General features: G+C 67.0%; 10 protein-coding genes. 8 read left to right on the top strand and 2 right to left on the bottom strand.

The window, feature by feature from the left end:
* The first annotated feature begins 55 nt into the window (after positions 1-55).
* Genes A9J21_RS30265 through A9J21_RS30255 form a run of 3 tightly spaced genes read left to right on the top strand, consistent with a single transcriptional unit; the run spans position 56 to position 3711 of the window.
* Complete coding sequence (locus A9J21_RS30265; protein ID WP_066742905.1) at positions 56-2305, top strand: TonB-dependent siderophore receptor; 2250 nt, start codon at positions 56-58, stop codon at positions 2303-2305.
* A 60-nt stretch (positions 2306-2365) separates the two neighbouring features.
* Entirely contained in the window at positions 2366-3526 is a 1161-nt protein-coding gene (locus tag A9J21_RS30260; protein ID WP_066742902.1) for a PepSY domain-containing protein, read from the top strand.
* Positions 3523-3711: a hypothetical protein gene (locus A9J21_RS30255; RefSeq protein ID WP_066742899.1), complete on the top strand. Its 189-nt coding sequence runs from the start codon at positions 3523-3525 to the stop codon at positions 3709-3711. Before A9J21_RS30260 ends, A9J21_RS30255 begins: the two co-directional genes overlap by 4 nt.
* On the opposite strand, the gene fhuF is transcribed toward A9J21_RS30255, so the two are convergent.
* Positions 3659-4393, bottom strand: a complete 735-nt coding sequence (gene fhuF, locus A9J21_RS30250) for a siderophore-iron reductase FhuF (protein ID WP_066742896.1) — start codon at positions 4391-4393, stop codon at positions 3659-3661. The two genes, A9J21_RS30255 and fhuF, sit on opposite strands and share 53 nt — an antisense overlap.
* Positions 4394-4595: 202 nt before the next feature.
* Between fhuF and A9J21_RS30245 the strand changes: the two genes are divergently transcribed.
* The 4 genes from A9J21_RS30245 (at position 4596) to A9J21_RS30230 (ending at position 9792) form a co-directional block, all read left to right on the top strand.
* Complete coding sequence (locus A9J21_RS30245) at positions 4596-6221, top strand: cyclic peptide export ABC transporter (RefSeq protein ID WP_231907092.1); 1626 nt, start codon at positions 4596-4598, stop codon at positions 6219-6221.
* Between the two features lie 24 nt (positions 6222-6245).
* On the top strand, positions 6246-7241 hold the full coding sequence (locus A9J21_RS30240; protein ID WP_066742890.1) for an alpha/beta hydrolase: 996 nt from the start codon (positions 6246-6248) through the stop codon (positions 7239-7241).
* 58 nt (positions 7242-7299) lie between these two features.
* Positions 7300-8358 (top strand): GNAT family N-acetyltransferase, encoded by a 1059-nt coding sequence (locus tag A9J21_RS30235; protein ID WP_082926708.1) that lies wholly within the window; start codon positions 7300-7302, stop codon positions 8356-8358.
* A 63-nt stretch (positions 8359-8421) separates the two neighbouring features.
* A complete protein-coding gene (locus tag A9J21_RS30230; RefSeq protein ID WP_066742888.1) occupies positions 8422-9792 on the top strand; it encodes a lysine N(6)-hydroxylase/L-ornithine N(5)-oxygenase family protein in 1371 nt (456 codons plus the stop codon).
* Here the strand turns inward: A9J21_RS30230 and A9J21_RS30225 are convergent.
* Positions 9756-10532 carry a 4'-phosphopantetheinyl transferase superfamily protein gene (locus A9J21_RS30225; RefSeq protein ID WP_231907091.1) on the bottom strand — a complete coding sequence of 259 codons (777 nt, stop codon included), beginning with the start codon at positions 10530-10532 and terminating at the stop codon, positions 9756-9758. The genes A9J21_RS30230 and A9J21_RS30225 overlap by 37 nt on opposite strands.
* 234 nt (positions 10533-10766) lie before the next feature.
* On the opposite strand from A9J21_RS30225, the gene A9J21_RS30220 reads away from it, so the two are divergent.
* Positions 10767-11318, top strand: a complete 552-nt coding sequence (locus A9J21_RS30220; RefSeq protein ID WP_066743095.1) for an RNA polymerase factor sigma-70 — start codon at positions 10767-10769, stop codon at positions 11316-11318.
* Positions 11319-11347: the final 29 nt, after the last annotated feature.

The following is an 11347-nucleotide window of genomic DNA, read 5'->3' as shown; positions in this document are numbered from 1 at the left end:
ATTTGTATTTAAAATGTCGGGCGCCATCATAAAAACTGCAGAAAACAGGAGAAATATGAAAAGGGGTAAAAACGGCGGGCCTGCCCAGGCCCAGGGGAGCCGTCAAGCGTTCGCACTGACCGCGCTGGCATTGGCCGTATCGATGCAGGCTGCGTATGCGCAAACCACCACGCAGACGACGACGCCGGCCGCCACCGGCGAAACCACGCTGCCCGCCGTCAGCGTGCGCGCCGACACCGTGGCCGAGAACTACGGCCCGGTGGGCAAGAAATCGACGTCGGGCACCAAGTCCGACGTACCGATCGAGGACACGCCGCAATCGATCAGCGTGATCACCGCTGACCAGATCCGCAACCAGGGCGCCACGACCGTGGAGGAATCGCTACGGTACAGCGCCGGCGTGCGGACCCAGCCCATCGTCGATACCCGGCGCGGCACGTTCTATATCCGCGGTTTCAACGCGGCGCAAAACGGCCAGTACCTGGACGGCCTGAAGCTGCCATGGTCGGGCGGCTACGGCTATTGGGACGTGGAGCCGTACAGCCTGGAGCGCGTGGACATCGTTCGCGGGCCGTCGTCGGTGCTGTATGGCCAGACATCGCCGGGCGGCCTGGTGAACCAGGTCAGCAAGCGACCGCAGGCCGAATCGTCCAACGAGATCAACCTGAGCTTCGGCAACTACGACCGCAAGGAGTTGTCAGGCGACTTCACCGGCGCACTGGACCAGGACGGCAAGGTGCTGTACCGCCTGACCGCGCTGGCACGCGACAGCGGCACGCAGACCGACAAGGCCGGCGACGACCGCCTGTTCATCGCGCCGCAGATCACGTGGCGCCCGAGCGCGGACACCAATTTCACGCTCTACACGCAGATCTATCACGACAACGCGGGCAACAGCGCCAACTTCCTGCCGGCGCTGGGCACCATCACGCCGCTGGCCAACGGCTCGAAGATCCCGACCAGCCTGTTCACGGGCGAACCGGGCTTTGACCGCTTCAAGCGCGAGCAGTACATCGCCGGCTACGAGTTCTCGCACCGCGTGAACGAGACGCTTACGCTGCGCCAGAACTTGCGCTACGCTCACCAGTACGTGAGCTACGAGAACATCGGCAGCAACAGCGGGCTGGTGGCAAATCCGCCGAATGGCCCCTACCTGCTACGCCGCCTGGGCCTGCGTTCGACCGAATCCTTCGACGTGTTCACCGTCGACAACCAGGCACAGGTCAAGGTCAAGCATGGCATGTTCGACCACACGATCCTGGCAGGGGTCGACTATACGTACTCGTACTTCGACCGGCAGCTTGGCCAGACTGCGGTAACGCCCGCCAACGGCGTCAGCACGCCGACCACCGAGCCACCGCTTAACGTATTCAATCCGGCCTACGGCAACTTCGTCCGGACGGCGTACCAGACGGATTCAGATGTGCGCCGCAGCCAGATCGGCTTCTACCTGCAAGACATGTTGCGTGTGGCGGACCGCTTCGTATTCCAGGCCGCCGGCCGCTACGACAAGGCTCGCGTCGACACCGATACGCGCACCATCGCCACCAACGCCGTGGCCAACACCGGCACCAACGACGGCAAGTTCACCGGCCGCGCCGGGGTGCTGTGGGAAGGCCCGTACGGACTGTCGCCGTACTTTGCGTACTCGACGTCGTTCGAGCCGACCGGCGCCACCACGTTGTATGGCGGCGGTTCGCCCAAGCCCACCACCGGCAAGCAGTACGAAGCCGGCCTGAAGTTCCAGCCGGTGGGCAGCCGCAGCTTTGCGCAGTTGTCGCTGTTCAACCTGACGCAGGAAAACGTGCTGACCACGTCGCCGGTGCTGGGCCAGTTCTCGCAGATCGGTGAAGTGCGGTCGCGTGGCGTGGAACTGGAAGGCACGTGGGCCGTGACGCCGAACTTCAACGTGCTGGCGTCGTACACGTACACCGATGCCGAAGTGACCGAGGCCGGCCCGGCAGCGCCGAACGCAGGCAAGACCCCCCAGTACATTCCGAAACACATGGCTTCGCTGTGGGCGGACTACCGCCTGGGCAGCGATTTCGGCTTCCTGCAAGGGGTGTGGCTAGGCGGTGGCGTGCGCTACGTGAGCAAGACCTACGACCAGACCAATGTGACGACGGTCCCGGCGTTCACGCTGTTCGACCTGGCCGCGAGCTACTCGTTTGCCAAGCACTACACGCTGCGCCTGAACATCAACAACCTGTTCGACAAGACCTACGTGGCCGCGTGCGACAGCGCCACGAACTGCTACTACGGCCGCCGCCGCACCATCATCGGTACGGCCAGCTACCGCTGGTAAGCAGCACCAACGGCCCGCCCGCAATCCGGGGCGGGCCGTTTTGCTTTGCAGGAGAAGAACATGAAAGCCCCCACGCTACGCATCTGGTACGCGATTCACCGATGGACCAGCCTGCTCTGCACGCTGAACCTGCTGGTGCTGTGTGTGACCGGCCTGCTGCTGATCTTCCACGAGGACATCGACGCGCTGCTGGGCCAGGCGCATCACGGCCAGGTGGCCGCCGAGCGCACTGTGGCAGTGCCGGCGCAGCGTCCGTCGCTGCAGTCGCTGGTCGATACCGCGCAGGCTGCCCATCCGGGCCAGGTCACCAAGTCGATCTCGTTCGCCGATGACGATGCCGACGCCGTGGGCGTGCGCGTGGGGCCGCCAGGCGAGCCTAAGCTGCGCAACGGCACCACCACGCAGTTCGATGCCGCCACGGGCGCCACGCGCAAGCCGGGGCCGCCGGGCGAGACCTTCAGCGGATTCATCCTCAAGCTGCACCTGAACCTGTTCCTGGGGTTGCCGGGCCAGTTCTTCATTGGCTTCATCGGCGTGCTGTTCACGCTGAGCCTGATCAGCGGCCTGGTGGTGTACGCGCCGTTCATGCGCAAGCTGGCCTTCGGGCTGGTGCGTTTTGGCAAGCCGGTGCGCATCGTGCAGGCCGACCTGCATAACCTGTTCGGCATCGTCGTGATGGTATGGGCGCTGGTGGTGGGCCTGACCGGCACTTTCCTGTCGTTCTCGCCGCTGATCATCGGCGTCTGGCAGAAGACCGAACTGCAGCACCTGATTGCCACGCTGCCTGGGCCGACGCCGCCGTCGCTGGTGCCAGTGGACCGCGCGCTGGCCGCCGCCAACGAAGCCGTGCCCGGCAAGGACGCGGCCTTTGTGTTCTATCCGAATACCGAGTTCTCCACGGGCCGCCACTATGGCGTGGTGCTGCGTGGCCATACCGAGCTGCAGAAGCGCGTCTACGCGATCGTGCTGGTGGATGCCGGAGACGGCAGCGTGGCCGCCGTGCGTGGCATGCCGTGGTATCTGCAAGTGCTACTGCTGTCGGCACCGTTCCACTTTGGCGATTACGCGGGCCGTCCGCTACAGGTCCTGTGGGCGCTGCTGACCCTCATCACGGCCGGTGCCACGGTGACGGGCTTTATCTTCTGGCTCAAGCGCCCGCGCCGCAGCCGCGAGGACGCCGGCTCGACGCTGCCACCGCAACTGTCCGGAGACCAGGCATGAAGCTGATCGACGATACCTGGCCGATGCCCGTGCTGCTGGGCGTGCTGTCGCTGGGCGGCCTGGCCGCCGGCATTTTTGGCGATGGCGCCTGGGACGCGCTGTGCTGGGTCGGGCTGGGTGTGCCCGTGGGCGTTACAGCGTGGTGGCTGTGGCGTCAGTGGCGCGCTCGCGGCGCGCAGCGATAGCCGCCACGCGCGGACACGTGCCGCAATGCCCTTCGTTGGGCAGGCGATAGCCAAGGCAGCAGACACGCCGCAGCGGCGCCACGCCGGGCGTCCCCGGTTCCGTACTGGGCCGGAACGCGCCATGCAGCGGGTTCTGGTAGCCATCGGCCGATTTGCCGTTTCCGATCCACGCCAGCAATTCCGCACGGCGTTTGGCGCCAAGCGCCGGATGCGCGGCGAGTTGGCGAGCGATGCCGTGCGCGGAGACGCCGCCCGTACACCACAGCAGCCGCGGCGATGCGCGGCTCGCCACCGCCAGCGCATCCACCAACAGCGGCAGGTGCGCATCCATCAGCGGCGACAACAGCGCCGGCAGGCTCTCTTCCGTACTCACCCCCACATCGGCCAGGCGTAGCGCGGCCAGTCGGCCGTCATCGCCGATCTCGATGCCGGCACCTTCGAATGGCAGCCGGCGCCGGAATACAGCGGCGGCGACCAGCGCGCCCGGCAACACCGCCTTCGTGTAGTCCCGGAACCAGGCCGCCGCCAGCGCACGGGGGTCGTCGCAAGCCATCGTCTGCGCGCAGCGGGCCAGTGCCTCGGCGGGCCATGCCGCTTGCATGGTCAGCGCCCCGCCGGCGTGCAGGCGTTCGCCGAAGGGGCGCAGCGGGCCGGTGAAGAATGGGGCAAGGAAGTCGAGCATGCAGGTGGATTGCCGGGCGAAATCGGGGATCGGTGCCAGTGGCGCGCCCAGGCTTCCGGCGGCACGACTGGCCCACCACGTATGACGAGCCAGGGCCGCAGGAAATTAACTTTCCGCCGAGGCCACGCGTCTTTCAGGACAGGATCCGCCCTCACCCCTCGTCCGCATGTCGCTAATCGCCTCCCTGCCGCGCAAACTGCGCATGACCATCGTGCTGGCCGCCGCGGCCAGCCTTGCCGCCGGTCTTTGTGCCGTCAGCATGGTCGCCCTGATCAACCGCGTACTGGCCACGCAAGGCGCCGACGCGCCCCGGCTGGCCTTGCCGTTCGCGGCGCTGGCCATTGCCGTGCTGGCTTGCCGCACGCTGGCGTCCACGTTATTCGTACGCATGAGCCAGAGCGCACTGGCCCGTATTCGCGCACAGATCTGCGAGCGCTTTATCGGCGCCCCCTATCCGCATATCGAGCAGACCGGCAATGCACGCGTGCAGGCCGCGCTGGCGGACGACAGCCAGCACGTGGCCAATGGCCTGTCCGTGATTCCGGTGGTGCTGACCAACGCCATGGTCGTGCTCGGCTGCCTGGGCTACCTGGCGTGGTTGTCGCTGCCGACGTTCGGCATCGCGTGCGCCATCCTGGGCATCGGCTCGTGGGTCTACCACCTGAACCACCGGCGCGCGCTGGTGCACCTGAAGCAAGCCGGCGCGGCGCAGGACGCGCTGCACGGGCAGTTCAAGGCGCTGGTGTCCGGTGCCCGTGAACTGAAACTGAACCACGGCAAGCAGCAGAGCTTTCTGCGTGACAGCCTGGGCGCCACGCTCGAAGCGGTACGCAGCGCACGCACGCGCGGCCTGTCGATTTTTTTTGTCGCGCTGGGCTTTGGCAGCTTCCTGTTCTTCGCGGTGATCGGCGGCGTGCTGTTCTTGCCGCGCGCCACGCCGCTGGACCCGGCGGTGATGACCGGCTTCACGATCATGTTCCTGTACATCATGTCGCCGCTGGAGTCGCTGCTCAATGCGCTGCCGGCACTGAGCATGGGACGCGTGGCCTATGCTCGCATCGAGGCGCTGGGCGCCGATGCCGACCCCGAGGCGCCGCCCCGCGCCACGGTCAGCACGCCATTTGCGTCGGTGGCGCTGGACGGTGCCAGCCACCGCTACTTCCACGAGGCCGAGAACAGCTTTTTCGCGCTCGGTCCGGTCGACCTGACGCTGCACGCGGGCGAGATCGTGTTCCTGGTGGGTGGCAACGGCAGCGGCAAGACCACGCTGGCCAAGCTGATCGCCGGGCTCTATCCGCCGCTGGCCGGTCACCTGCTGCACAACGGCAAGGCGGCCGATGCGGCGCACCTGGCCGACTACCGCGCCCTGTTCTCCGCGGTGTTCTCGGACTTCCACCTGTTCGACACGCTGCTGGCCCACGACCCGCAGGACGAGGCGCTGGCCAATCACCTGATCCAGCGCTTCCAGTTGGGCCACAAGGTGGCCGTGCGCGACGGACGCTTCACCACGCAGGCGCTGTCGCAAGGCCAGCGCAAGCGGCTGGCGCTGATCGTGGCCTGCCTGGAGCGACGCCCGGTGCTGATCCTGGACGAATGGGCCGCCGACCAGGACCCGCTGTTCAAGGACATCTTCTATCGCGAAGTGCTGCCGGAACTGCGCGCGCAGGGCAAGGCCGTATTGGTGATCTCGCACGACGACCGCTACTTCGACCTGGCCGACCGGATGATCAAGATCGAGAACGGGCAGATCGTGTCCGACTCGGCATCGCACGTTGCGCACGCTACGCCCACCCCGCCATCGCCGCTGGCCGTGGCCTCCGCCGCCTGACCCACCTACACCGGAGACACGCCAATGCCGCTGCATCCCGACCTGGAAGCCCTGCTCGACATGGTGGAAATTGCCACCGCCACGGGCAAGCGCCCGGTCATCCATGAACTGACGCCCACGCAGGCGCGGCGCGAATTCGACGAGGCGTCCACCGCGCTCGATCTGCCGCCCGAGGCGCTGGCCCGCGTGGAAGCGCTGCAAATCGCCACGCGCGATGGCTCGCACATCGATGCGCGCCTGTACGCGCCGCGTGCACGTGGGGATGACCCCGCCCTGCCGGTGCTGCTCCATTTTCACAGCGGCGGCTTCACGGTGGGCAGCCTCGCCTCTCACGCCTCGTTGTGCAGCGCGCTGGCCACACATACGCCTTGCGCAGTGGTATCGGTGGCCTACCGGCTCGCCCCGGAGCACAAGTTTCCGACCGCCGTGCACGACGCCATCGACGCGCTGGCCTGGCTTGGCACGCACGGCGCCGCGCTGGGCCTCGACGCCACACGTATCGCGGTGGGCGGCGACAGCGCCGGCGGCACGCTCAGCGCCGTGCTGGCGCTGGCGGCACGCGATGATCCCACCCTGCCGCAGCCCTGCCTGCAGGTGCTCTGCTACGCGGGGCTGGGCGGCGACACGGACAGCCCGTCGCATCGGCGCTACGGGCAAGGCCATCTGCTCGATACCGAGACCATCGACTGGTTCTACCGCCAGTACCTGCACGACGCGCAGGACCGCCACGACTGGCGCTTCGCACCGCTGCGCGCGGCCGATCACCGGGGCGTGGCGCCGGCCTGGATCGTGCTGGCCGAGTGCGATCCGCTGTGCGACGAAGGCCACGCCTATGCGCGCAAGCTGGCGGACGCCGGCGTGCCGGTGACGGTGCGCGAATACGCGGGCATGGTCCATGAGTTCCTGCGCATGGGCAACATCGTGGCCGAAGCGGCGCAGGCGCACGAGGACATCGCGCGAGCGCTGGCCGGTGCGATGTACGCCCACGAAGCTCCAGAGCAACTGGCTGCCGCCATCTAAATTCGGCGCGCCCTGCATCGTCACGACAACAACAACGCATTGCCAGGAACACACCCATATGCCGACTCAGCTCACGCCTTTCTCACGCCACCTGTCGTTCGCCGCCCAGCCTGCGCTGCGCAGCGAAAGCCGCCTCGAGGGCAATGTGCTGACCGTCACGCGCGACGGCCACCAGCCGGCCCGCTTTGCGTACGACGACGCCACGCTGCGCCTGCTGGATGGCGATGCCGACAGCCAGGCACTGGCGCACGCCACGATGGCCGCGCTGGATGCCGCGTTCGCGCACGGTGCGCCCTACGCGCTGCGCGTGGAGGTGGAATCGCGCGACGCCACGCGCCGCCTGCAGGACGCTGGCGTGTTGACGCGCGCCAACGTGGCGCATGCCGGCCAGTTGTGGCAGCGTGCCGAGCTGTACATGACGGCGTCGGCCGGTGCCTATCCGCTGCAGTACACGATGACCGGCGCCAGCCGCCATCCGCTGCGCCCGCCCAAGCCGGCCGGCGTGGTGTACGCGCGCCACATCCCGTGGCTTGGCAAGACGCTGACGCTGCGTGCCGCCGAGCTGGAGCGCGACCTGCCGCTGCTGCACCGCTGGATGAACGACCCCGACGTGGCCTACTTCTGGAACGAGGAAGGCGACGAGGCCAAGCATCGCGCGTATCTGCAGGGGCTGATCGACGATGCGCACATGCTGCCGCTGATTGCCGCGTTCGACGACGAGCCGTTCGGCTACTTCGAGGTCTACTGGGCCAAGGAAAACCGCATCGCGCCGTTCTACGACGCGCAGGACCACGACCGTGGCTGGCACGTGCTGATTGGCGAACCAGCGTTCCGCGGCAAGGCGTTCCTGACCGCGTGGTTCCCGGCCATCCAGCACTTCCAGTTTCTGGACGATTCGCGCACGCAGCGCATCGTGGGCGAGCCGCGCGCCGACCACGTGCGCCAGATCGCCAACCTGGACAAGGCCGGCTTTTCGAAGATCAAGGAATTCGACTTCCCGCACAAGCGCGCGATGCTGGTGATGCTGCTGCGCGAGCGGTTCTTCGGCGAACACCTGCTCTTGCCAGCACCGCCGACACCTTCGGCGCCCTCGGAATCCAGCGCGCCGCGCGCCTGAATCCCTGCCCTGGAGGGGCACGGGCCTCTTCTTTCCTTCCGACTTCCGCTTAGGACCGAAACCATGACGCTTCGCGACATCTCTCCCGCCGTCCACGACCTGATCGGCATCGGCTTCGGGCCGTCCAACCTGGCCCTGGCCATCGCGCTGCAGGAACAGGCTGGCGCCGGCCGCCCGCTGGACGCCCACTTCCTGGAAAAGCAGCAGCACTATCAGTGGCACGGCAATACGCTGGTGTCGCAGAGCGAGATGCAGATCTCGTTCCTGAAAGACCTGGTGTCGATGCGCAACCCCACCAGCCCGTACAGCTTTGTGAACTACCTGCATCGCCACGGCCGCCTGGTGGACTTCATCAACCTGCGCACGTTCTATCCGAGCCGCATGGAGTACAACGACTACCTGCGCTGGACGGCCAGCCACTTCGCCAGCCAGTGCAGCCACGGCGAGAACGTGCAGCGCATCGAACCCGATGGCAAGGCCGATGGCGGCCGGATCGACCGCGTGCGCGTGGTCTCGGTGGATGCCCAGGGCCGCGAACGTGTGCGCGTGGCGCGTTCGGTGGTGCTGTCCACGGGCGGCACGCCGCGCGTTCCGGAAGCGTTTGCCAGCGTGCGCGACGATGCGCGCATCAGCCATCACAGCGGCTACCTGAACTGGATCCTCAAGCAGCCGTGCGCGGACGGCAAGCCGATGCGCATTGCCGTGATCGGCGCCGGGCAAAGCGCGGCCGAGGCGTTCATCGACCTGCACGACAACTATCCGTCGGTCAAAGTGGACTGGCTGGTGCGCGGCGCGGCGTTGAAACCGGCCGACGACAGCCCGTTCGTCAACGAGATCTTTGCGCCGGCCTATACCGACGTGGTGTTCGAGCAGACGCAGGCCGGCCGCGACCACCTGATCGACGAGTACCTGAACACCAACTACTCGGTGATCGACGCCGACCTGATCGAGCGCATCTACGCGATGCTGTACCGCCAGAAGGTCAGCGGCCAGTTCCGCGTGAACCTGCTGACGTGCAAGGCCGTGCAGGCCGCCCACGCGGGGGCGTATGGCGTGGAGCTGACGATCGCCAGCACGGCGCCGAGCACGGCGGCCACCGCCGATTGCGAGACACGCCGCTACGATGCCGTGGTGCTGGCCACCGGCTACGAGCGCGAAAGCCATCGCCGGCTGCTGGCGCCGCTGGCGGACTACCTGGGCGACTTCTCGGTAGATCGCAACTACCGCGTGCAGACCGCGCCCGAACTGGCCGTGCCCGTGTATCTGCAAGGCTTCTGCCAGAGCAGCCACGGCCTCAGCGATACGCTGCTGTCGGTGCTGCCGGCGCGCGCCGAGGAAATCGCGGGCGCCATCCACGACGCGCTGCACGCGGGGAGCGGCTGGGGCGCGCAACCGGTTCAGGCCGGCGGCAGCCAGGCCATTGCGGCCGCATAGCCAGCGGGTGCCTGCAGCCCGTATAGCTGGATCCTCGCCAACGCCGCTTCATGGGGCGCCATCCCGGCGCCCTGGCCCGGCTCGGGCAGTACCACGTGGCGGCGCACCGCGCCGTCGGCGCCAGGCATCACCGACACATGCTGGAGGTAATCGGCAATGCCCACGCCCAGCGCCTTCAGCACCGCTTCCTTGGCAGTCCAGAGCGTGAAGAACCCGTGCCGCCACGCTGGCGGCGGCAGCAATTCCAGCCAGGCGCGCTCGCGCGGCGTCAGGCAGTGATCGGTCATGCCGCGCAGCGTGTCGCGGTCCAGCGCCGGGTCCATCCATTCGATATCGACGCCCACCTGTTCTCCGCCAACAGTGCGGCCCTGTGTCAGCGCGATCCAGGCGTGGTCGCCCGCGTGCGACACGTTGAACGCGGGCGCGCCGGGCATCGCCAGCATCGGCTTGCCATGCGGCCCGGTTTCCAGCGTCAGCGCATCGGGCGCGCAATCGAGCTCGCAATCGAGCGCCTGTCCGAGCAGCCATCGCAAGGCGCTGCGCGTGGCGACGAAGCGTAGCCGGTCGGCCGGACGGCGCAGCGCGGCGGCGTGATCGCGCTCGGCGGCATTGAGGCAGTTGGCCGCCGCCCGAAGGCTAACAACGGGATCCTTCAGATCGAGTTGCCAAAGTGCCACCTGCGATACCGGGCTGGCAAGTTGCCTTGGTAGCCGCATCGCGGCGAAGTCTCGGACGTCCATCTGGATAAAGACGAGCGGGCCGCGAGGATATTTAGTCCGCCGCCCTTGCCTCCGGCGCGCACAAGACGAACGGCGAATCGTGAAATTTAATGCCTCTCACATCCTGAAACTGTGACAAAAATTGCACCTCAAGTAACAACAGGGTTACTTTTTAGTTAATTGACACTCATTCGCATTCTCATTAACGTACGTGCTCCGCATTACATCACCGTAATGCTCAATGGAGCCGCCCCCGTGATTCCCGCAACAGAAATTGCCAACCGCCCGGCGCCGCCCGTGGGCGGAGAGACGCTGCTTGGGTTGTTCATGGAAAACCGACGCGCGCTGGTAGGCGCCGCCGCGCGCATCGTCGGTTCGCGCGACCTGGCCGAGGACGTGGTGCAAGACGCCTTCCTGCGGCTGCGCGACACCTCCGACGATGGCGCCATCCGCTGCCGGCTGAGCTACCTGTTTCAGACGGTACGCAACCTGGCCATCGACACCTACCGCCGCCAGACGCTGGAGCAGAAATGGATGGCGCCCGAGGACGAAGGCATGGATGTCTCATCGCTGGCCATGTCGCCTGACCTGATCGTGATTGGCCGGCAGGCGCTGTGCGCACTGGCCGGGGCGCTGGCGGAGTTGCCCGAGCGCACGCAGCGTGCGTTCGAGATGTGCCGGGTGCAGGGCATGGCGCAGAAGGACATCGCGTCGCAGCTTGGCGTTTCGCCGACGCTGGTGAACTTCATGGTGCGCGACGCGTGCATCCATTGCCGCGCGCGGCTGACCCGTCAGCAGGCCATCTGACCGCCGGCTGGATTCACCCGGTCAACGCC

Origin of the sequence: Cupriavidus sp. D384, from assembly GCF_001652915.1 — a bacterium.
GTDB lineage: Bacteria > Pseudomonadota > Gammaproteobacteria > Burkholderiales > Burkholderiaceae > Cupriavidus.
This window is presented reverse-complemented; position numbering and strand designations above follow the sequence as displayed.